Source organism: Trichocoleus sp. FACHB-591 (assembly GCF_014695845.1).
Lineage (GTDB): Bacteria > Cyanobacteriota > Cyanobacteriia > FACHB-46 > FACHB-46 > Trichocoleus.
On sequence record NZ_JACJPA010000051.1, the window covers coordinates 10836 to 35142 of the forward strand.

The window sequence follows — 24307 nt, forward strand, 5'->3', positions numbered from 1 at the left end:
TGATTTACGAAATCGGTGTGACCTTGCGGCGCATTTGGCGTAGTTTTTGCTGCTGCGATCGCCGATGTTGGGCGCGATCTATTTCAGTGAGGGCGATCACCAAGTCGCTCAGATGGCTTTCCGGTTGAGCCACCAGATATTGCAGAGCAAATTCAAATCGTTCCCACAGTCGCGTCATACTGGCCGCTTCAAACAAATCGGTGCTGTAGTAGAGCGAGCCTTGGATGCCTTCTGGTGTATCCGCTAGATTAATCAACAGGTCAAATTTGGTAGTGCCGCGATCGACTTCCAACACTTCCAAATTCAGATCGGCAAGGGATAGGGAGGGCATGGGCGCGTTTTGCAGCACAAACTTCACCTGAAATAGGGGCGTGCGACTCAAATCCCGTGGTGGGTTCAAAGCTTCAACCAAGTGATCAAACGGCAAATCTTGATGAGTGTAGGCATCTAGTGTTACCTGGCGAACGCGATGCAGCAAATCAGTCAAGGTGGGATTACCTGAGGCATCCGTCCGCAATACTAGTTGATTCACGAAGAAACCAATTAAGCCCTCGGTTTCCACTGGGTGACGATTAGCGATATCTGTGCCAACAACCAGGTCTTCCTGTCCGGTATACCAGTGCAGTAATGCTTCAAACGCTGTCAACAAAGTCATAAACAGTGTCGCGCCTGATTGCTGGCTCAACGATCGCAATTGCTGGGATAAATCCTTGGAAAGTTGAATCGTATGACTCACTCCCCGGAAACTTTGCACCGCTGGACGGGGATGGTCAGTCGGCAGCGCTAAAACGGGCAAGCCCCCAAGTTGCTGCTTCCAGTAATCCAGTTGGGCTTGGTAGCGATCGCCCTGTAACCATTGCTGCTGCCACACCGCAAAGTCAGGATATTGAACCGGGAGAGGGGCAAGCGGAGAGGGACGTTGGCTCACAAAAGCCGTATACAAATCTGCCAGTTCTCGCACCAAAACGCCCATCGACCAAGCATCTGAAACAATGTGATGGAGGTTCAGCAACAGGATATGTTCGGCATTACTAAGTTTAAGCAGTGTTGCCCGTAGCAGTGGCCCTTGGAATAGATCAAAAGCATGTTGGGTTTCCACCGTGATAAGCCGCTGAACCTCAACGGTTTGTTCTGCTGCTGGTAAGGCTTGCAGATTGATGATGGGCAGCTCGAACGGGAGATGAGGCGCGATCGCCTGGACAGGTTCTCCCTCTACGGTGGTGAAGGTAGTCCGCAGGTTGGCATGGCGTTGGATAATCTCCTGGCAACTCTGCTCTAAGGCCGCAATCTCTAACGCACCACTTAGCTTCACCGCAATGGGAATGTTATAAAACGGATTCCCCGGTTCAAGCTGATCCAATACCCATAGTCGCCGCTGAGCAAACGAGAGTGGAAAGATAGTCTGTTCTCTTGAGAGCGGCTGAATGGCTGGAATCGGTTCTCCTGAGACAGACCATAGTGCAGTCTCGATTCGTCCTGCCAATCCCGCCACAGTCGGCGCTTCAAACAAATCTCTGAGGGGTAATTCAATCTGAAAAGCCCGATTGAGACGAGAGATCACTTGCGTTGCCAGGAGGGAATGTCCGCCCAAGTCAAAGAAGTTATCGTGAATGCCGACGCTGTCTAATCCCAAAATCTGCGCCCAAATTCTGGTTAAGACTTCCTCCACAGGCGATCGCGCATGATTGGAGATGGCAACCTCCTGACGCTCAGGTATTGGCAGAGCTTTGCGGTCCACCTTGCCATTAGGTGTCAGCGGCAGCGCCTCCAAAACCACAATCTCCGAGGGCACCATGTAGGAGGGCAATTGCGCTTTTAGAGTGGTTCGGGGGGAATCCACTAGATTTACTGCCTGTGAGGGCGATACCACATAGGCAATGAGTCTCTGGGGCTGGGATGCTTCCTCATGAAGAATGACAACGGCATCTTGCACCTCAGGATGCTGAGTGAGAATGGATGCGATCGCGCCCAATTCCACCCGAAATCCGCGAATCTTAACCTGTTGATCTCGCCGTCCCAAATATTCAATGCTGCCATCCAGGAGATAACGTCCAAAGTCCCCGGTTTTGTATAGGCGATCTCCTAGAGCGTTAGTTCTTGAGATAAACCATGCTTGAGTCAACGCCTCATCATTCAGATAACCTCGCGCTAAGTAGGGCGATCGCACATAAACCTCTCCGACCTCACCAATCCCTGTTAACTGTTGCGACTCATTGAGTATCAACAATTGCACATCAGCAATGCCTTTACCGATAGGAAGGCGATCGCGCAATTCTTCAATCGGAACTGTGGGAGGAATCACATAATGCCCCATGATTTGTGGTGTTTCGGTTGTGCCATAGACATTGATGCAAGTTACAGCAGGCGCGATCGCCCGTAATCGTTCAACCAGCGATCGCGTGAGGATGTCTCCGCCACAGCAGACATAGCGTAGGGATGGGATGCCCTGGGGCTGAGTATCCTCTACACCTTCACTCAGCAGGAGTTGCACCATTGCAGGCGTAAGGTGGCTAATTGTGATCTCCTGTTGCCGCATCCAGGTTTGCAACCATCCCGGTGTGCCGATTTGCTCAGCATCGGGGATATATAGCGTTGCCCCAACCCCTAGGGGTGCAAATATATCTCGCAGGAGAGGATCATGAGCCAATCCAGAGAGTAGACTAAAGCGATCGCTGGGTTCTAGCTGCAAAGTCTTGCGATACCACTGCAAGAAGTGAGATAGCGGGGCATGCTCTCCCAAAACGGCTTTTGGCTCTCCGGTTGTACCAGAGGTGAACGTGACATAAGCCAAGTCGTGAGCCTTGACTTCAATGCCCGGATTGCCTGAGCTATAGTCTTGCAGGCAGTGCTCAATTGCAGATCGCGCCGATAAATCCAGCTCACAACGACAGGAGAGTTCTTGGACAACTGCTTGCAATTCATCAGGCATATTTGCACCGATTTGAATCCATCCTTGAGGACGGGCAATTTGCAGGCGATCGCGCAAGGCTCCAACGGGATAGGACGGATCAAGAACCAAGAAGGCAGCACTCGCTTTCCAGATGCCTAGCAATGCCAGCACCAAAGCGGCACAGCGATCGCCATAGATTGCCACCACATCTTGAGATTGAATCCCGTGCGATCGCAGATAATGCGCCAGTTGGTTGCTCCAGACTTCTAGTTCGCCATAGCTCCAAGTTTGATTACAATCGACCACAGCAGGTCGATGGGGATCGCGTTTTGCCTGTTCTGAGAAGTGGCTTTGAATGGAGCCTCCCCACTCGTACGGTAAGGTGGCTTGCAAGTCAGGGAGTAAAGCTTGGGTCGTCGGTGTCACCAGAGAGACCTGAGTAATCGCCTGTTCTGGCTTGGCGACCACTTGCTCTAGCAACTCCTGGAACTGCTCTTGCATGATGGCAATCCGTTCCGGGCAGAAGCGCTGCGCGTTGTAGACCCATTCCAGATGAATCTGATCCTCTTGCTCCCAGGCGTAGAAAGTTAGGTCAAACTTCGAGTGACTGTGGTCATTTGCGATCGCCTCTACAGTGACTCCGGGCAATTTCAGCTTGGAATCACGATAGTTGAGCAGATTGAAAAACACCTGAAACAGCGGCGTTTGATTCAGTTGGCGTTCCGGTTGCAGCACTTCCACCAGCTTTTCAAATGGCACGTCTTGATGAGCATAGGCATCCAGTGTCACTTCCCGCACCCGCTGCAACAACTCCCGGAAACTGGGCTGTCCACTCAAATCAGTTCGTAGCACCAGCGTATTCACGAAGAAGCCAATCAACGCTTCTGTCTCTTGTTGAGTGCGTCCGGCGATCGGAGAACCGACACAGAGATCGCTCTGATCGGTATAGCGGTGAAGCAACAGCTTGAATGCGGCCAACAGCGTCATAAATAACGTCGCGCCTTCTTGATGGCCCAATCCTTTCACTGCATCACTCAGAGTAGGGGGAAGGATATACGATCGCCTTTCTCCCTTAAACCCAGGCGCTAAATAATCCGCAGGCAAGGCGAGCTGAGCGGGTGCATCTTGGAGCTGCTGTTTCCAATAGGCAAGCTGTTGCTCTAGAAACTCTCCCTGTAAGCGTTGTCGTTGCCAAATGGCGAAGTCGGCATATTGAATCGGGAGAGGAAAGAGGGTTGAGGAGTGTTCGCTGAAAGCGTCCCCGCAGGGTGGGGTGATGAATGCTGTATATAGCTCGGTGAGTTCTCGCACAAAAACATTCATTGACCAGCCATCGGTGATGATATGGTGCATGGTCAAGACAGCTAGGTGATGAGTGGGACTCAACCGCAGCAGCTTAATTCGGAATAGGGGTGCTTGACCCAGATCAAAGACCCGCTCAATTTCAGTTTGAATGAACTGTGCCGTTTTGGTCGCTTGAATAGAAGGTGGTAGATCTTGCCAATCGACAAGTGGAATATTGATTTTTAAGGTAGGGGCGATCGCTTGTACTGGCTCCCCATCCAAGATTTGGAACTGAGTTCTGAGGATTTCGTGACGTTCCAGAATCACATTCAAGCTGTGCTCCAAAATCGCTACATCCAAATTCCCTGTGAATCGGAGTGCTGCTGAGAGGTGATAAGCAGAGCTGTTTGGCTCCAGTTGATGGAGAAACCAGAGGCGTTGCTGAGAGAGAGAAAGCGGCAAAGGAGCTGTATCGCGATCGACTGGTTTTAAGGAAGCTGAGGTATTGGTGCTGTCTTGGGTGCGCTGGCTAATGGTTGCTGCTAACGCCTCGACAGTGGGCGATTCAAACAAACACCGCAACGGTAGTTCCACCTCAAAGGCTTCGCGAATCCTGGACATCACCTGGGTTGCCAGCAGAGAATGTCCGCCCAACTCAAAGAAGTTGTCATGAATACCAATGGTATCTACCCCCAACACTTGAGCCCAAAGTTTGGCGATCGCAGCTTCAGTGTCAGCTCGGGGCGCTACAAACGTCTTGGTGAGTTCCGTCCAATCCGGAGCAGGTAATTGTTTGCGATCGATCTTGCCATTGGGCGTGAGGGGTAGTGCTTGTAGGATCACAAAAGCACCCGGAACCATATATTCCGGTAGTTTTGCCTTTAGCCAATCTCGCAGTTGAGAGGGATCGGGCGTGGCGTCTGCTTGCGGAACCACATAAGCCACGAGCTGCTGATTGCCTCCCCCATCCTGCCGCAGGATCACCACCTGTTCCCGCACATCTGGATGTTGACTTAGGACTGCCTCAATTTCACTCAGTTCAATCCGGAAACCCCGCAGCTTCACCTGATGGTCAATGCGTCCCAAGAATTCGAGCGTTCCATCGGACAGGTAGCGCACAAGATCTCCGGTTTTGTAGAGGCGATCGGCCCCCCCCACCTCTATTTCCCCCAGAATTGGGAGGCTAGACATATGCCGAAACGGATTGGCGATAAACCTCTCCTGAGTCAGCTCAGGTCGATTGAGATATCCTCTTGCTAATCCTGCACCACCGATGTGTAACTCCCCTGGAACACCGATTGGAACAGGTTGGAGGCTTTGATTGAGCACATAGATTTGGGTATTGGCGATCGCTCGACCTAACCGCACCGGAGCATTCCCTGGTTCTACTCGTTCCACCATTGACCAAATGGTAGTTTCGGTGGGGCCATACATATTCCAAAACGACTGACTTCTGACTAGGAGTTGATCTGCCAGTTCACGGGATAAAGCCTCCCCACCGCAGAGAATCTTGAGTTGGGGATTTCCCTGCCATCCTGCCGCTAACAACAGTCGCCAGGTAGCAGGAGTTGCTTGCATCACAGTTGCCCCAGATTGCTCAATGAGTTGGATGAGCTGTTGGGCATCCATTGCTGTCTCTCGGCTAGCAAGCACCACGCGAGCACCTGTGACGAGGGACAGATAGATCTCTAGCGCTGCAATGTCAAAACAGATAGTGGTGACAGAGAGTAGGATATCTTCTGCGGTGAGTCCTGGCTCTTGACGCATCGAGTGCAAGAAATTTGCCAGGGCGCGATGCGGGATTTGTACGCCTTTGGGCTTGCCAGTGGAGCCTGAGGTATAGATCGTGTAGGCCAGATTTTCACCTGTAACCTGGCTCATGGGGTTTTCAGAGTTGCAACGGGCGTTGGCGAAGCCTGAGCTTGCTCGTATCGCGTCCCAATCGCTATCCAGACAAACAAACTGAGCGCTATGTTGAGGTAAGGTCTCTAACAGCGATCGCTGCGTCACTAACACAGGAGCCTGGGAGTCCTCCAGCATCAGGGCAATGCGATCGGACGGATAGGCAGGGTCAATCGGCACATAGGCACCGCCCGCTTTCAGGATGCCGAGTAAGCCCACGATGAGATCGAGCGATCGCTCTACCGCAATGGCAACCAGCACCTCTGGAGCAATACCGAGAGAACGCAGATAGTGAGCCAGTTGATTGGCGCGTTGATTGAGTTCTCGATAGGTGAGAGACTGGTTTTCGTAGGTAACTGCAATCGCATCAGGGGTACGCTCAACCTGGGCCTCAAACAGTTCATGTACACAGCCAGAGGGAGGAGATTGAGTATTGCGATTGCGAGTATTCCACTCAAACAATAACTGGTGTTTTTCCGCCGCTGTGACCAGTGGGATCTCCGCCAGCGATTGATTTGGATTGGTGATCATGCCCTCCAATAAAGTGCGGAGATGACCGAGGAGACGGGCGATCGCCTCTGGCTCAAATCGTTGCTCGTCATAGGTCAGTTCAATTTGCCAGGAAGTGCCTGGGTGAATGACCACGGTTAATGGATAGTTGGTCTGCTCAAATGTCCAGATATCCTGAACCGCCACAGAATCTGTTGCCTGTTGGAGGCTGGTATCGATCGGATAATTCTCAAAAACCAAGAGGCTGTCAAATAGCGGCGTGCCTTTAGGAATTTGGCTCCACGATTGGATCTGTACCAGGGGTGTGTATTCGTATTGCCGCATCTCCACCTGTTGCAGCTGCAGTTGTTGCAGCCAGGGCAGTAAGGTTGCTTGGGGTGACACCTGAACACAGACAGGCAAGGTGTTGATCAGCAATCCTACGGTCGTTTCGGCGGCAGCTAAAGAGGGAGGACGACCGGAAACGGTGCTGCCAAATACAACCTGCGCTTCTCCACTATAACGGCTCAATAATAGCGCCCAGGCCCCCTGCATCAGGGTATTTGGGGTGAGCTGATGTTGACGGGTAAATTGGCTCAGGGCATGGGTGATCTCTGAGCCCAGGTGAAGCGACTGACGCGCAATAGAATTGGAGATGTGGCGATCGCCTGGGCGACGATCAATTGCGAGTGCGGTTGGTGCAGCAATATCCTTGAGACTGTCTTGCCAAAAGGTTTTCGCGGCGACTAAGTCTTGCTGTTGTAGCCAAGCGATGTAGTCTCCAAAGGGACGACTGTTGATAATGGGAAGTGCCTCTCCCTGACGCAACGCTGCGTAAGTTGTCCAGATTTGCTGCAACACCATTGCCGTGGACCAACCATCCAAAATCAGGTGGTGCTTGCTCCAGAGCAGGTGACAGCGATCGTCACTGAGCCGAATCAGGCTGAGCCGCATCAAGGGTGGGCAAGTGAGATCAAACCCTCGCTGGCGATCTTGCTGGATGTATCTTTGTAACTGCTGATACTGTTGTTCAGGAGACTGCGATCGCCAATCGAACTGTTCGATGGTCAGCGTCACCTGCCGGTAAACAATTTGCAAAGGCTTTTCTAACCCTTCCCACTGAAAGCCAGTTCGGAGGATAGCGTGGTGCTGGATGACCGTTTGCCATGATTGTTCTAGTTGCGCTGGATAAACATCTCCCTGAAGTACACACCCAAACTGACCCACGTAGATATCTGCTTCGGGCGTGTAGAGGCTGTGAAACAGAATCCCTTGTTGAGTCGGAGACAGCTCGTATAGGTTCTCAATTTGGTTCAAGTTCATTGGGCACCTCCACGGGTTTGACTCATTCGGGCGAACAGTTTGTCCAGGTCAACTTGGCTGACGTTGGCTTGCGGGAAGTCAGAAGGCGTGAAGTTACTCACTGGAGCTGCGTCAGGATGGAGGAGCGATCGCAAACTCGTCAGAAACTGCTGAGTCAGTCGCTCGATCACTGGCAGAGCATGAATTTTTGGGTTGTAAATCCAATCCAACTGCAAACGCCCTTCTAACACCAAGGCATTGACTTCGAGCAAATACTGCCGCTGGGCTTGAGGACTGCGGGTGGCTCCGGTGTCAGTAGTCGCCATGCGGAACAGTGAGGAAGCGGCTAAGGTCGCGTCAAACTGTCCTAGATAGTTGAACAGAATCTCAGCTTGGGGTGCGTTTTGCAGGTTGGTTCGCACTAATTCATCGGAGCTGAGATAACGAAAAATGCCATAATCTACGCCACTCTGAGGAATCTGCCGCAACTGCTCTTTCACAGACTTCAATACGTCACTCACTTCCGCCTGAGCATCCACTGCTAAACGGGCAGGGTAGATGGCAGTGAACCAGCCAACTGTCCGGGAGACATCCACTTGTGATAGCACTTCCCGTCCATGTCCTTCCAAATCAATCAGAAAGTCTGTCTTGCCTGTCCAAGTCGCGAGGCTGTGGGCTAATGCCGTCAGCAACACTTCATCCATTTGTGCCCGGTAAGCCTTGGGCATGGTCTGGAGTAAGGTTTGGGTTTCGTCTACATTGAGCGAGACAGAGAGGGTTTGGGCAGAGGCGATCGCATTCTCTCCAGTTCGATCTCCCGGTAATGCAGCCACAGGAGCATTCAAGGTTTGCAACCAGTAATCAACTGTTTTCTGGCAAGCTTCCGACTGCACATAGGTTTGCAACTGCTTTGCCCACTGCTGAAATGAAGCTGTTTTGGGCGGCAACTGTACTGATTGCCCTTGCTCCAGTTGGTGATAGGCTGTTTGCAAATCCTCCAATAGTACCCGCCAAGACAGCCCATCCACTGCCAAATGGTGAATCACAATCAGCAGTTGATCCGATTGCTGTGCCCCTCGCTGAAATAGCACCACTCGCAGTAGTGGCCCTGTTTCTAAATTCAGGCTAGTTTGCGCCCAGTGAACTGCTTGAGCGATCGCCTCTTGCTGACTTTCAACTTGATTCGATAGATCCATCACCGTGAATGGAATCTCTTTTTCAAAACCACTATTCATCTGCTGCCACGTATCCTCGACACGCTGAAATCGCAGCCGCAGCGCATCATGATGATTCATCAGATGTTGGATCGCCTGCTGCAAAATTTCAGCTTGAAGTGGCAATTGCGCTTCTAGGAAAACCGCTTGATTCCAATGGTGAGGTTCTGCCAAATTTTGCTCAAAGAAGCGATGCTGAATTGGGATCAGAGGAACCTCGCCCGTGATGAGTGCTTGAGGTGCAGCAAAATCTCCCTGCGGCTGCGTCTCAACCACCAGCGCCAACTGAGCGATCGTTTGGTGTTCAAATAATTGCCGAGGTGTGAAGCGTAACCCAACTTGGTTGGCTTTGGCGATCGCTTGAATACTCAGAATCGAGTCTCCCCCCAACTCAAAGAAATTGTCATGAATGCCCACCTCAGCCACACCTAAAACGCTTGCCCAGGTAGCCGTTAGCTGACGTTCAATTTCATTACGAGGTGCAGCAAAAGCAGGTTTGGCGATCAAACTTTGAGCTTTGGGAGCGGGTAGGGCTTGGCGATCCACTTTGCCATTGGCAGTCAGGGGAATCGATTTCAAACTGACGAACGCAGATGGCACCATATATTCCGGTAATCGCGCGGCTAAAAAGGAGCGCAAAGACTCTGTCAAACCTGGAGTATCTGGCGTTTGCCGCACCATATAAGCCACCAGTTGCGGCTGATTCGGTTGGTCCTCTCGTTTGATTACTGCCAGCGATCGCACGTCTGGATGCTGTCGCAAAACGCTCTCTACTTCTCCCAGTTCAATCCGGAAGCCACGAATTTTTACCTGATCATCTGCCCGACCTAAAAACGCGATCGTGCCATCGGGGAGGTAGCGAGCGAGATCTCCAGTCTTGTAAAGGAGTGAGGCGTAGGAAGCATTTTGCAACTTCAACGGATTAGAAATAAATCGTTTCTCCGTCAGTTCTGCCTGTTGCCAATAACCTCGCGCTACATTCGCTCCACCAATGTAGATTTCGCCAGGAACACCCATAGGGACAGGCTGTTGGCACTCGTTAAGGAGATAGATCTGGGTATTAGCGATCGGAGTTCCTAAAGGTACTGTCTCAGACTCAGACAGTGTTTCGAGAACGGTATAGGTGAGAACGCCCACGGTTGTCTCGGTTGGCCCGTAGTGATTGAAAATTTGACAATTAGGAACCTGTTGTCGCACTTGCTCAACCAAAGCTCCACTTAATGCTTCTCCACCTAGAATCAAGCGCTGACGGGGGAGAAAGCGATGTGCATCGGGGGAGGTTAGCAATGCCCGCAAATGGGATGGCACAATCTTGAGACAGTCGATGGGGTAGCGATCGCTATACTCCGCCAATGCTGCTGGGTTCATCACCCGCTCTGAAGAGAGGATATGGAGGCATCCCCCAAAGCAGAGGGAGGCGAAAATCATTGTGTTGCCCAGATCTGCGGCAAAGGTGGAGACGAGGGCAAAGTTCGCGCTTGGAGGCAGTTCGTCTAATTTGAGCGATCGCTGCACTCCATACAGATAGTTGCTGAGTTGCCGATGTTCAACTGCCACACCTTTGGGTTTTCCAGTGGAGCCAGAGGTAAACAGGATATAGGCTAGATTTGCAGGCGTGATTACAGCAGTTTTCGCCCCCCTAGCCCCCCTTTCTGATATGCCCGCTAGGGCTATATGCTGGGGGGAAACGGAGTCAAATTCACATGCTGAAGTCATCTCATGATCCAGACAGATCAAGGTTGATGTCACATCAGGAGTAAGTTTGTCCAGCAGGGAGGATTGCGTGATCAGAACTGGAATCTCTGCCTCTTGCAGTCGTGCTGCTAAGGCCGCAGGTGGCAAGCTAGGATCCAAAGGAACATACGCGCCCCCCGCCTTGAGGATGGCAAGCAAGCTAATGATCATCTCCAGCGATCGCTCCAGGTAAATCGCTACCGGAGTTTCTAGCTCCACACCTCGTTGCTGCAACTCATAGGCGAGTTGATTCGCCTTATCGTTGAGCTGCTGGTAGGTGAGCGACTCGTCTTCAAAGACCACCGCAACTTGACCTGGCGATCGCTTAGCCTGTGTCTCAAACAGCTCATGAATGCAGAGTTGCGGATACTCCACAGCAGTTGGATTGAGGGCAAGGAGTTGCTGGCGATCGCTCTCGGTTAAAATCTCTAATTTGCCAATAGCTGTTTGCGGATCGCAAATCAGGTTCTTCAAGAGAACTGTCAAGCGTCCTGCCAATTGCTGAACAGCCCCAGCTTCAAACGCTTGAGCGTTATAGTGCAGTTCCAGGTTTAGTTCTTCACGCTGCTGACCTACCAGCTTTAGCTGAAACGACTCGATGTGGATTTGTCGCTGCTGGATTGTCCAGTTAAGATTGTCAGACGCAAAGGATGGTGATTGATCCAGCCATTCAAAGCCAAAAGGAAGAAAAGGTGGATGATGGGCGATCGCGAGTTCTGGCACATCTTTCCAGGTGAAAGCTTCCTGCCATTGAGCCGCAGTCTGGAGGGAGGTGTGGAGCTGCTGGAGCAGAGTGGCAAAGGGTAAAGTCGCTTCTAACTCAGAGGCGATCGGTAAAACTTTTGCCAGTAGACCCAGAGCCGCTTCTAACTCCTCGTACTGTCGCCCTGCATCCGTTACACCCACAATAAGAATGGATTGATCGGTGTGTCGCCAGAGTAAGACTTGCCAAGCTGTCAGGAGCAAAGTCGACAGGGAAAACTGATGAGCTTGGGCGATCGCGGTTAGCGCTTGAGTCTGTTCGTTGGAAATAGTTAGGGTCAACTGCTGGGGCTGAAACCCTAATTTCTCAGGCGATCGCTGTTGGAATGGCAGTTGCAAACGCTCTAAGGGCATCCAGGGTTGTTGCCGCCAGTAGGCTCTCCCGGTTGCGGCTTCCTCAGTTTCTAACAGTTCACATTGCCAAGCGGCTAGATCGGCATACTGCACTGGGTCAACTACATATTCTTCTCCCTGCGCGATCGCGGCATAGGCTTGACTGATTTGATCCACTAGATGCGTCAGAGCGATCGCATCGGTACACCAAATCGGGAGAATTAGTTGCAGGAGATGTTGATCAGTTGCCAGTTGGGTTAAACGTACTGTCAGCGGAGAGCAATCCGTGGTCAAAGCACCTGGCTCGAACCCCATTGCTTGTCCATCCCAAGATTCCAGCGTTGGGAGATGGTCTGTAATCACCTGCAAAGGGAGATCCGTTCCGGGCAAAACGGCGATCGCGGTGCGGAGAATTTCGTGCTGTTGCGCTACCTGCTGGATCGCTGCTTCTAGAACCTGAAATTGCAGATTTCCTTTAATGCGAACCAGACAGGTTGCCCAATTGGTAGACCGTTGATCTTGCAGCAACTGACATCGCTGCTGCTGCGGTGAAAGCTGGAATCCTTCAAGGGTTGGAGTTTGCATAATTGAATCTGAAATATCGGGTCTAGAGGAAGCGATCGCAGGGACAGACAGTTAATGGTTGGTGTAGAGGCGGGTTTAGCAGAAGATATTGAGTCAGTTCAACGAGGGATATTCAAAACCCGCCCCTACGAGGTATCTAATTGAGGTCAGGCGATCGCGCTTCACAAGATTCTGCCATCCCCACTACCACCTTGCGGGGGCCGACAAAAGGAGTTCGTCCGTGAGCGACGAGGAGGTTGTCGAGCAATAAAATATCGCCCTGCTGCCAAGGAAAAATCACCATTTCTTGCTGATAGACTTCACGAATCTCATTCAAGATGGAATCTTCAATGGGCGTTCCATCACCGTAGTAAGCATTGCGAGGCAACTCTTCCGGAGGAACCACTGCCAGCAAAGACTCTCGCACTGTTGGCGCTAAACTCGACACATGGAATAGGTGCGCCTGATTGAACCAAACACGATCGCCTGTCACTGGATGAGTGGCGATCGCTTGGCAGACCTGCCGTGTTCTCAGGCGATCGTCACTGCGCCATTCCCACTCAATTCCTGCTTTACGGCAGTAGGCTTCCACCTCGCTCTGGTCGGAGGTTTGGAAGACCGTCTGCCAGGGTAGATCTAAACCACCGCCATAGTTGCGGACATACATCACCTGCTTCTCGATGAAGCGCTCCTTAATCTGGGGATCTAACTTTTGAAAAATTTTGCGGCTATCCGCGATCGGGGTTGCTCCGTCTTCAACAGCGGGCTGTACGCAGTAAAAGGCAATCTTCAACGGATAGCTGCGGCTATAGGCCATCTCGTTGTGGAGCGGAATCCATTGGTCAGCCGGATATTCCGTCGAGGTGTAAATCTTGCCGCTGACGGTGCTGCGAGGTGTAGAGCGATAAGAGTAATTGAGCAAGGAGCCATAAAGAGACTGCATCAATTGCTCAAAGGCGGGCACACTGCTGATACTGAAGTTGCGAAACAGAATGCCGCCATGTTGCAACAGTTGGGCTTCGAGCCACTGCCGCTGATTCAGTGCCCAGGTTTCTAAATTTAACCCTTCTACCTGGGGTTGAATGATTAGCGGTAAAGGCTGGTCTGGCTGCAATGGGCTCGTCGTGACTAGTTCTGTCGCAGCCGAAAAGCTGACGGCACGGCGTTTAATACCTTGGAGTTTGAGACGGGAAGGAGATTCTGGGTGGCTCATGGTTTTGAAAGAGTTTTTTAAGAACGTTTGCGTTTGATTTGGCTGAGTTTTTGGCGCTGGGTGGCTTTAAAGGCTTGCTCTGCCTGCTGTTGCTGTTGTTGCTCGGTTTCAGCTAAGACCTGCGTTAAACAACTTAAGGAGATATCCGGTTGGGCAACGACAGTTTCTAGTAAAGTTTGGTAGAGGCTGGCTAGGCGAGTAATGGCGATCGCCTCAAATCGAGCGGTTTTATATTCAAAAAATCCCTCCAGCCCAGCAGTGGTTTCGGTGAGATCCAGCTTCAGGTCATGCCGCACCACACCCACATCCAGATCAGACAGCGTTAACTGCAATCCAGGCAACTCAACACTTGGCATCGAAGTATTTTGCAGCACAAACCAGGTTTGGAAGAGTGGCGATTGTCCTAATTGGCGATCGATCTGAAGTTCGTTTACTAGTCGCTCAAAGGGCACATCCTGATTGGCATACGCTCCTAGCGCCGTTTCTCGCACCCGCAACACCAGTTCTCGAAAAGTAGGATCACCGGATAAATCAGTTCGCAGCACCAGCGTATTCACAAAAAAGCCAATCAAGCCCTCAATCTCCCGGCGATTACGGTTCGCGATCGGGGAACCCACGGCAATATCCATCTGCTGGGTGGCGTAGTGGAGCAAGGCATTAAACCCTGCCAACAGCGTCATAAATAAGGTGGCATCGTTTTCCTGACTCAACGTTTTTAGAGCTGTGCTCAAGTTAGCTGTGAGGGTGAGAGGATGACGTGCGCCTTGGGATGTAGCTGGTGCTTCTGGAGAGGCGTTAGCGATCGCAAACTTTAACGGTGGCGGAATCTCCTTGAACTGGGCTTTCCAGTAGGCAAGCTGCGATTCCAGCACCTCTCCTTGCAACCACTGACGCTGCCAAACGGCAAAGTCGGCATATTGAATGGGGAGAGGAGTGAGGAGTGTTCGCTGAAAGCGTTCCCGCAGGGTGGGGTGAGGAGCGTTCGCTGAAAGCGTTCCCGCAGGGTGGGGTGAGGAGCGTTCGCTGAAAGCGTTCCCGCAGGGTGGGGTGATAAAAACTGTATATAGCTCGGCGAGTTCTTGCAGAAAGACTCCGATCGACCAAGCATCTGAAATAATATGGTGCAGGCTCATCAGTAGCGTATGGTTGGTATCCGTCAGGCGCAAGAGCGTGAATCGGAAGAGAGGCGTTTGGGTAAGGTCGAAGCGGTGTTGGGTTGCCTGCTGGAGCCACGAGCTGAGATCAGCGTTGTCCTGGCGCAAATCCACCACAGGCAAATTGACCTGGAGCGTCGGCAAAATCACCTGGATCGGTTGCCCCTCCTCGACCACAAACTGTGTCCGCAACACCTCATGCCGTTGCACCAGTGCATTCAAACTTCGCTCTAGCGCTGCAATATCAAGCTGTCCCTGAAGCTGAATTGTGCCTGCACAGTTATAGGACAAATCATCAGGGTTTAGTTGATGCAAGAACCAAAGCCGCTGTTGAGCAAAAGAGAGAGGGAGTTGCTGCCGCTGAGCGAGGCGTTGTAGAGGCGGAACTGCTGCGGTTGTGCTGCTAGCTTGTTCTACCTGAGTGGCAAATTCCGCGATCGTGGGATAAGCAAATATTTGCCGCAGGGATATGTCAACCCCTAAAGTTTCCCGAACGCGAGAGATCACCTGAGTGGCCAAGAGGGAATGTCCACTCAGTTCAAAGAAATTGTCTTGAATGCCAATAGCTTCAATGCCGAGCAGTTGCGACCAGATCTCAGCCAGTTGTTTTTCGGTAGCGGTGCGAGGTGCAATCAGTTGCGATCGCACCACATCATCACCCGTAGGAGCAGGTAAGTTCTTGCGATCGAGCTTGCCATTGGAGGTCAGGGGGATTGAGTCCAAAGTCACAAAGGCTGTGGGAACCATATATTCCGGTAGTCTTGCCTTCAGCCAATCTCGTAACTGAGAAATCAGATCTGGTGTGGTTTCTGCTTGCGGCACAATATAGGCCACCAGTTGCTCGCCTTTTTCACCTTGTCCCTCTCGCACAATCACCGCCTGTTCTTGTACGCCGGGATGTTCGCTGAGAGCGGCTTCAATTTCGCCCAATTCAATGCGGAAGCCGCGTAGCTTCACCTGATGATCAATGCGTTCCAAGTACTCAATCGTGCCATCGGGAAGATACCGCGCCAGATCTCCGCTTTTATAGAGAAGTGAAGAGAGAGGAGAGAGGGGTAAGGAGTTTTCGCTGAAGGGATTAGTGATGAATCGTTCCTGGGTTAACTCAGGACGGTTGAGATAGCCACGAGTGACACCTGCTCCACCCACATACATTTCACCGGGTACACCGATGGGAACTGGTTGCTGATATTGATTCAGGATATATACCTGGAGGTCTGGAATCGGCTTGCCGACTACACTTTTGGTGGCATCAGAAACCACCATTGAGAGCGGGTGATATGTCACATGCACCGTGGTTTCTGTAATGCCATACATGTTGACGAGCTGAGGTGATTGATCACCATGCCGCTCAAGCCAAGGCTGCAAGCTGGGATAAGATAGTGCTTCTCCACCAAAAATGACTAAACGGAGACTGAGATCTGGAGACATCCCCAAAGCTGTTTCTGCTTGAATTAACTGGCGGAACGCCGAAGGTGTTTGGTTGAGGACAGTCACCCGTTCTTGGCACAACAGTTTATAAAACCCTTCAGGCGATCGCGTGTTCCAATAAGACACCACGACCAATCGCCCACCATACAGCAATGCCCCCCAAATCTCCCAAACGGAGAAGTCAAAGGCGTAGGAGTGAAAGAGCGTCCAAACATCTTTTTCGTTGAAGTGATACCAGGGTTGAGTGGCGGTAAAGAGACGCACGACATTACGATGGTTGACCAACACGCCTTTCGGTTTACCTGTAGAACCAGACGTGTAAATGACATAGGCGAGATGGTCGGCTGTCACACCACTCACCAGATTGTCAAGGCTTTGTTGGCTGATGACGGTGACATCGCGATCGAGGCAAACTACCTTGGTTCCTTGAGGTGATAACTGCTGTTCGTGGCTGCTTATAGTTACCAACACTGGCACCTGAGCATCATTGAGCATGAACGCTAAACGCTCTGGTGGGTAGGAGGGGTCTAGTGGCACATAGGCACCACCTACTTTGAGAATCGCGAGGATGCCAACGACCATCTCTAGCGATCGCTCAACACAAAGACCAACCAGCACTTCCGGGCCAACACCGAGCGATCGCAGATAGTGAGCCAGTTGGTTAGCGCGTTGGTTGAGTTCGCCGTAGGTGAGAGATTGCTCTTCATAGATAACGGCGATCGCTTCTGGTGCCCGCGCTACCTGGGCTTCAAACAGTTCAACCACTGTAGAGTCTGACTCTAAAATGGCAACCTGTGGATCAATCTGATTCCAAGTGGAGATCTGCTGCTCCCACTCTGTCGCCGTTAACAAGCAGAACTCCGAGAGGTGGCGATCGGAATTGGCAACAACCTGCTCCAATAAATGCTGAAAGTGTCCCAGCAGGCGTTGCACAGTGGCAGATTCAAACAAATCGGTGTTGTACTCGATCGCTCCCGCTAAACCTTGCTCAGTTTCAGAGAGGGCAAAGAACAAATCCAATGTTGCCGTTTGGGTGTCGATCTCCTCCAGGGGTGTCACGGTTAAACCGGGGAGAGCCAGAGGTGGCATTGGGGCGTTTTGCAGGACAAACTTGACCTGAAACAGTGGCGATCGCCCTGAGGCTCGATCGGGGTTGAGGGTTTCTACCAGCGTATTGAAGGGGAGATCTTGATGGGCGTAGGCATTCACGGTTACCTGACGTACCCGCGCCAACAATTGTCGAAAGGTAGGGTTTCCAGATAGATCGGTTCGCAGCACCAACTGATTCACAAACAGCCCAATCAGGCGCTCGGTTTCGGTGCGGCTGCGATTGGCGACATCCGTGCCCACGACCACATCCTCTTGCCCACTGTAGTAGTGCAGCAGCAGGTTAAAGGCAGTGAGGAGTGTCATGAACAGCGTTGTCCCTTCCCGCTGACTCAACGCTTTCAGCGATCGCGTTAGGGAATCTGAAAGCTGCACCGGAAGTTTCGCGCCGTTAAAAGTTTGGGAGGATGGGCGCGACTTGTCTGTGGGCAAGTTTAGAATTGGCAAGCCCTGTAACTGTTGTTGCCAGTAGGTGAGTTGAGTTTTGGCAGCTTCACTCATTTGCCACTGCCGTTGCCACACCGCCACATCACCATATTGAATCGGTAGTTCTGGCAAAGACACAGGCACTTGACGGTTAAACGCCTGATAGCAAACTGCTAATTCTTCGATAAATACGCTCCGCGACCAACCATCAGCAATCAGGTGATGCAGCACCACCAACAGCACATGATGAGTCGGATTGAGGCATAGCAGCACTGCCCGCAGCAAGGAGCCATGAGAGAGGTCAAAGGGGCGCTGGGATTCTTGGAGTAAGAGGGATGCCAACTCAGATTCCTGGGATTCGAGGATTTGGCGATCGCTAATCTCCCTGAGTACTAGCTGGCAATCTAAGGTGGGATGAATGACCTGAATCGGTTGCCCGTCTTGTGTGGTGAAGGTGGTCCGCAGGCTTTCGTGGCGCTGCATGATGGCACTGAAGCTTTGCTGAAGGGCGATCTCGTCCAGTGTCCCTTCTAACCGCACAGCAAAGGGAATGTTGTAGAGGCAACTATTGGGTTCTAGCTGTTCAAAAAACCAAATCCGCTCCTGGTCAAAGGATAAGGGTAGCGAATTGCCAGATTGCCGACGCGGAATCATGAAAACCTGAGCAGACTGTTCTCTTTGTTGTTTGAGTCGCTGCTCAAATAGCTTTCGTTGTTCTGGAGAGAGAGCCGCAATTCGTTTAACCAGGTCATTCATCGTTTCAGCGCTCATGATAATCAAAAGAAACTCAAAGCTGAATATTGGCCTGAAGAGGCAGCCGCGACAGGTTCAGGAGAGAGAGATTGTTGGATGCGATCTTTGAAATGGTTGAGATGCTCCAGACTGGCGATCGCTAGATCAAAGTCAATGCCAAAATCAATTAGGCAAGCGACTTCATCAACCCCAATCTCTCGAAGGTGTTGAATCACGGGTTCACAGGTTTCAGCGGTACCAATTAAGGTTTTGCCATCGAGATAACGCTCAAAGCCAAATTGCAGCAGCGTCTCAATATCGCTTTCGGTAAATTGCGCTAGGTTAACAGGCAGATTCTCTCGCTTGACCAGGCTCTCAATCAGGTCAAAGTGAGTTTTCAAATAATTACAAAAAGGAGCTTGTACCTGCCGCTTCACCTGCTCATAGTCCTCACCAATAAAGGTATGCATCATTAGCGAGACCTTTCCTGCCGCTGGGTCGTGACCATGCTGAACACGAGATTGCCGATAAAGCTGGATTTTAGGTGCCAGTTCTTCTACCGATGAGTGGAGCAGGGAAGTCAAGACATTGGCACCGAGCCGTGCTGCCTCTGTAAAGGTGTAATCAGAATGGCAGGTAATCCAAATCGGCAGTTTGGGCTGGACTGGGCGAGGCAAAGTGCGAACTTGCACAGGCTGCCCCGATCCGTTTTTGCGTTCAATGGTTTGCCCTTCCCAGAGTCGTTGTACGGTTTCGATTTCGCGCCACATCACGGCTTGGCGATCGCGATAGTTTTCGGGAAACAACACAAAGTCATCCACATGCCAGCCATAGGCAAACGTGAGACCTACCCGACCGTTGGATAAGTTATCCACCACTGCCCATTCTTCGGCCACCCGCAACGGCTCTTGCAGAGGTAAAACCACACTGCCCGATCGCAACTGCACCCGCTCGGTAATCATCGCCAGAGCGGCATTAATCACTGCTGGGTTGGGATACAGTCCGCCAAAATCATGAAAGTGTCGTTCGGGAATCCAGATAGAAGAAAACCCGTGGCGATCAGCGAATTTTGCCCCTTCGGTCAGGAGCCGATATTTATCGGCACTATGGGTAGAACCGTCGCCAGAGAAGTAGAAGAGACCAAACTGCATGATTAATTTAGCGAGAGGTTTCCAATTGGGTTTGAAGTTGCTCAGGCGTGAGATTTTCGATATCTGCCAGGAGTTGCGCGATCGCCTCTAAATCCTCACCTTGTGGTTGCTGAGATTCAATCCACTGCGCCAATTCCGCGATCGTCGAAGCCTCACTCAGTAGCACTCGCAGAGGTAATTCCACCTGGAATAGATCGCGCAATCGAGAGACCGCCTGAACTGCCAAGAGGGAATGCCCACCCAACTCAAAGAAACTGTCATGAATGCCAATCGGTTCAACCCCCAAGAGGTCTTGCCAGATATCAGCAATCTGTTGTTCTACGGCACTGTGAGGCGCTACATAAGAACTGTGGGGCAGGAGATGATGCCGCGATCGCCCCTCTGATGAAGAAATAAACTGATCGATAGAGGCAGACTGAGGTTGCTGCAACACCGCTTGCTGATGCTGCTCAACCACGGCCTGGAGATTTTGGGTCGACACAATCACCTGCGGCAAGCCACTGTGGAGAACTCGTTGAAAGACCTCAATGCCCTCCTCGGTGGTTAACCCCTGCTGCAAACTGGCTGCTCGCTGTTGCTGCAAGGCTTCTGGAACCGTTGTATTCACCGCCATCCCCACCTGTTGCCAAGTATCCCAATTAATCGCGATCGCCTTGGAGCCATATTTCGCTGTCCAATAGTGAGCAAACGCATCGAGGAAGGCATTGGCGGCACAGTAATCGGTCTGTCCGAATTCGCCAATGATGCTGCTGAGGGAAGAACACAGACAGAGAAAATCTAGCGAGATGCCTCGTAGCACTTCCTCTAAAACGAGGGTGCCTTGCACTTTCGGCGCGAGAACCGCCGCTGCGGCTTCAAAGGTTTTCAGTTGAGCAATGCCACCCCCAGCAATTCCGGCGGCGTGGATCACTCCGTTTAGCTTGCCAAATCGCTGTAGCGTTTGGGCGATCGCATCTCTCATCTGTTCTCGATTCGTCACATCTGCTTGAACGACCAGAACTTCTGCGCCCAAGGCCTCCAATGCTTGTAGGGTTTGAGATTCTGCTTGTCCCGAACGGCTGACTAAAACCAACTTGGCCTGCACCAATTCAGCCAAATAACGAGCCAGAGATAAACCAATGCCGCCCAATCCCCCCGTAATCAGGTACACACCACCCGGTTGTAATTGAATTTGAGGGGTTGATGGGGGCTCTAGATTTACAGGCTCTAGAGATTGCACCCAACGATGCCGCCCACGATAAGCAATCTGCTGAAAGGGTTGCTCTTGAGTGGTGGAACAAAGTTCTGTGGTGAGGTGTTGAATTGTTGAGCCTCTAGCCCTCCAACCTTGTGGGGAACCAGACGCATTGGTCGTACGTGAATCGAGATCGATGTGAGAGCAGGTCAGGTTGAGCTGTTCTCTGGGCAAGACACGACAGAACCCTAGGCTGGTTGCTGCGGTTGGATCAAGCGCTTCTTGACCTGTGATATCGTACAAGTCTTGCGTAATTACGGTCAGATGAACCCGATCGCTGAAATTCTGTTGCGCCAAAGCTTGGGTTAGATAAAGCAGACTATAGAATTCCAAAGATTGCTTCTCTTCAGGCGATCGCTTCTCTTCTAAATTCCAGCAATGGGCGATCGCGTTGGGTGCTTGAGGTAGTGTCTGAAGTAGCGTTCTGTAATTATCTACCGATTGGGAATTGATGGTATAGGTGCGCTCGTCTTTCTGAGTAAAGCGATCGTCCAGCATCACGATGGTCACCGTATGTCCCGCTTGTTCTAATTGACTAGCAAGCACAGATCCAATCCCTGATGAGTCTGCCAAGATCAGGTAGTGCTGGGGAGGGGCGATCGCGGGTGCGACTAGCGGTGATTGCTGCCAAGAACGCACATAAAACCAATCACTGACATTTGGCTTTTTGCCTAAAATAGGGGCTGCTGGCGTGGAGTTTGCCTGCTTGGTGGGCGGATCGATCCAATAGCGTTGCCGCTCAAAGGGGTAGGTGGGTAGGGGTAAACGTCGTCGTTGCTCGTGGGCATAGAACCCTGACCAATCGATTTCTACACCTGCTAACCACAGCCGCCCTAGGACATTGAGCAAGAAAGAGATATCTGATTCGATCTCTTTTGGCGCATCTTTGGGATGACGCAGAGAGGAGAGAATGATTTGCCCGCTGGCTTGCGATTGATGCTGGCGGATCAGGGTGCTGAGGGTACGACCGGGGCCAACTTCGAGCAGAATGCAATTTGGCTCTTGCAACAGTTGGCTGATTCCCCCCGAAAAGCGTACTGGTTGCCGTAGATGCTGCACCCAATAGTCAGGGCTGGATGCTTCTGCTGCGGTCATCCAGGTGCCTGTCAGATTTGATAGTAGTCGTAGAGTCGGAGGCTGCAACTTCACCTGACTCACTGCTGCCCGGAAAGAGGCTAGAATCGGCTCCATCATGGTGGAGTGGAACGCATGAGATGTGTGGAGCAAGCGACAGTCTATATTTTGGGCAGTCAGGCGATCGCGCAACTCTTCAATTGCAGCCGTTGTACCCGACACCACACACAGATTGGGAGCATTGATGGCTGCTAAGGAGAGGTCATGGTTCAGCCAAAGTTTGATTTGTGTCTCAGATAGGGAAACCGCCAGCATCGATCCCGTGGGCAGGGATTGCATGAGCTGACCCCGTTTTGCCACCAACTTGAGAGCATCCTCAAACGAGAACACACCTGCCAAACAAGCGGCGACATACTCACCCACACTATGCCCAGTCAAAGTTTGCGGCTGCACTCCCCAAGACATCCAGAGTTGCGCCAGGGCATACTCCACTAAGAAAATTGCAGGTTGAGCGATCGCTGTCTGTTGTAGCTGCTCGGTGGCATCGATTTCTGAGCGATACAGGAGATCTCGTAGATCTAGCCCTAATGTCGGTTTCAGAAGTTCGGAGCCGCGATCGACCCACTCTCGGAAAACAGGTTCAGTTTGATAGAGATCCTGTCCCATGCCGACATATTGCGCTCCTTGTCCTGGGAATAGGAAAGTGATGGAACGGCTTTGCGGCGCTTCTACGTGAGTGACAATCTGCTTAGGGTCCTGCGATCGCAAGATTTGGATTGCTTTAGCGTTATCTCGACAGACCACCATCCGCCGATGATTAAATCGCTGCCGTCCCACCTGGAGAGTATGGGCAACATCTGCCAGATTCTGTGGGTGCTGGACTAAATGATCGCTCAAGCGCGTCGTTGCTGCCTCTAAAGCAGATGCAGTTTTAGCCGATAAGAGAAGCAGTTGCCAGGGTCGAGAAGTGCCAAATGAGGGGAGTTTTGGCGCTTCTTCGAGTACCGCATGGGCATTCGTGCCGCCAATGCCAAAGGAGCTTACGCCTGCCCGTCGCGGAGCATGATGGGTTTTCCAATCTGTGAGTTTGGTATTCACATAAAACGGACTGTTGGCAAAATCAATTTGCGGATTCGGTTGCTCAAAATGCAGGCTGGGTGGGATTTGTTGGTGATGTAGCGCCAGTATGGTTTTGATCAGACTGGTCACACCTGCCGCTGCATCCAAATGGCCGATATTCGTCTTAACGGAACCGATCGCGCAGAACTGTTTTTTCTCAGTTTGGCTGCGGAAGGCTTGCGTCAGGGCGCTAATTTCAATCGGGTCTCCGAGGGCAGTTCCGGTGCCATGCGTTTCCACATAGCTGATAGTCTCCGGTTCAATCTCTGCCACTGCTAGGGCTTCCGCGATCGCTTCGGCCTGTCCTTCCACACTAGGAGCCGTATATCCCACTTTCACTGCGCCATCATTGTTGATTGCAGTCCCCTTAATTACAGCGTAGATCATATCTCGATCGGCGATCGCATCTTCTAATCGCTTCAGTACCACAACACCGACACCATTGCCTGCAACCGTTCCAGCCGCTTGAGCATCAAAGGCGCGACAGTGACCATCGGGGGAGAGAATGCCACCTGTTTGGTGTAAATATCCAGTGCGATGGGGCACAGAGATTGTCACCCCACCTGCCAAGGCCATATCACACTGGTAGCTGAGCAAACTCTGACAAGCCAGATTAGTGGCGACTAAAGAGGTAGAGCAAGCGGTTTGAATATCAAGGCTCGGCCCCTTCAAGTTGAGCTTGTAGGAAACTCGGGTCGTGAGATGGTCTTTTTCATTACTGAGCACGGTTTGATAGCCGTGGGTTTGATCGAGCAACTGGGGATGGCCCGCCAGGTTGAAGACCAAATAACTATCCCAACCTACACCTGCATAAACACCAATCCGCCCGTCATACCGTTGTGGGTCGTATCCAGCGTGCTCTAATCCCTCCCAGGCACACTCCAGAAACAAGCGCTGTTGTGGGTCTAATGTCTCTGCTTCTCGTGGGCTGTAGCCAAAGAAGGCCGCATCAAATTGATCAATGCCATCCAATACAGCGCCCGCCTTTACATAGTTGGGATGCTGTAAGAGATCGGGCTCTACCCCCGCAGCCAACAGTTCCTCATCACTAAACCAGGCGATCGCTTCGACACCATTTTGCAAGTTATGCCAGAATTCCTGAATATTTTTCGCGCCTGGAAAGCGACCTGTCATGCCGATAATGGCGATTCCATCGAGTGAGTGGGTCGTCATGGATTTTGTTCTCGCGATG

At 51.7% G+C, this 24307-nt stretch carries 6 protein-coding genes; all 6 read right to left on the bottom strand.

The features are described from left to right. Positions 1–4: 4 nt before the first annotated feature. The 6 genes from H6F90_RS10830 to H6F90_RS10855 all read right to left on the bottom strand — a co-directional run bounded on the left by H6F90_RS10830 (position 5) and on the right by H6F90_RS10855 (position 24288). Entirely contained in the window at positions 5–7888 is a 7884-nt protein-coding gene (locus H6F90_RS10830; protein WP_190552494.1) for an amino acid adenylation domain-containing protein, read from the bottom strand. After that, positions 7885–12495, bottom strand: a complete 4611-nt coding sequence (locus H6F90_RS10835; protein WP_190552495.1) for a non-ribosomal peptide synthetase — start codon at positions 12493–12495, stop codon at positions 7885–7887. The genes H6F90_RS10830 and H6F90_RS10835 overlap by 4 nt, the downstream gene beginning before the upstream one ends. Before the next feature lie 136 nt (positions 12496–12631). Next, the gene (locus H6F90_RS10840) at positions 12632–13687 is read right to left on the bottom strand and encodes a TauD/TfdA family dioxygenase (protein WP_190552496.1); all 1056 of its coding nucleotides are present in this window, start codon (positions 13685–13687) and stop codon (positions 12632–12634) included. A gap of 17 nt (positions 13688–13704) precedes the next feature. Continuing rightward, positions 13705–18576 carry a non-ribosomal peptide synthetase gene (locus tag H6F90_RS10845; protein ID WP_190552497.1) on the bottom strand — a complete coding sequence of 1624 codons (4872 nt, stop codon included), beginning with the start codon at positions 18574–18576 and terminating at the stop codon, positions 13705–13707. A gap of 5 nt (positions 18577–18581) precedes the next feature. Beyond that, positions 18582–19688 carry an LLM class flavin-dependent oxidoreductase gene (locus H6F90_RS10850; protein WP_190552498.1) on the bottom strand — a complete coding sequence of 369 codons (1107 nt, stop codon included), beginning with the start codon at positions 19686–19688 and terminating at the stop codon, positions 18582–18584. Between the two features lie 7 nt (positions 19689–19695). After that, positions 19696–24288, bottom strand: a complete 4593-nt coding sequence (locus H6F90_RS10855; protein ID WP_190552499.1) for a type I polyketide synthase — start codon at positions 24286–24288, stop codon at positions 19696–19698. Positions 24289–24307 lie beyond the last annotated feature (19 nt).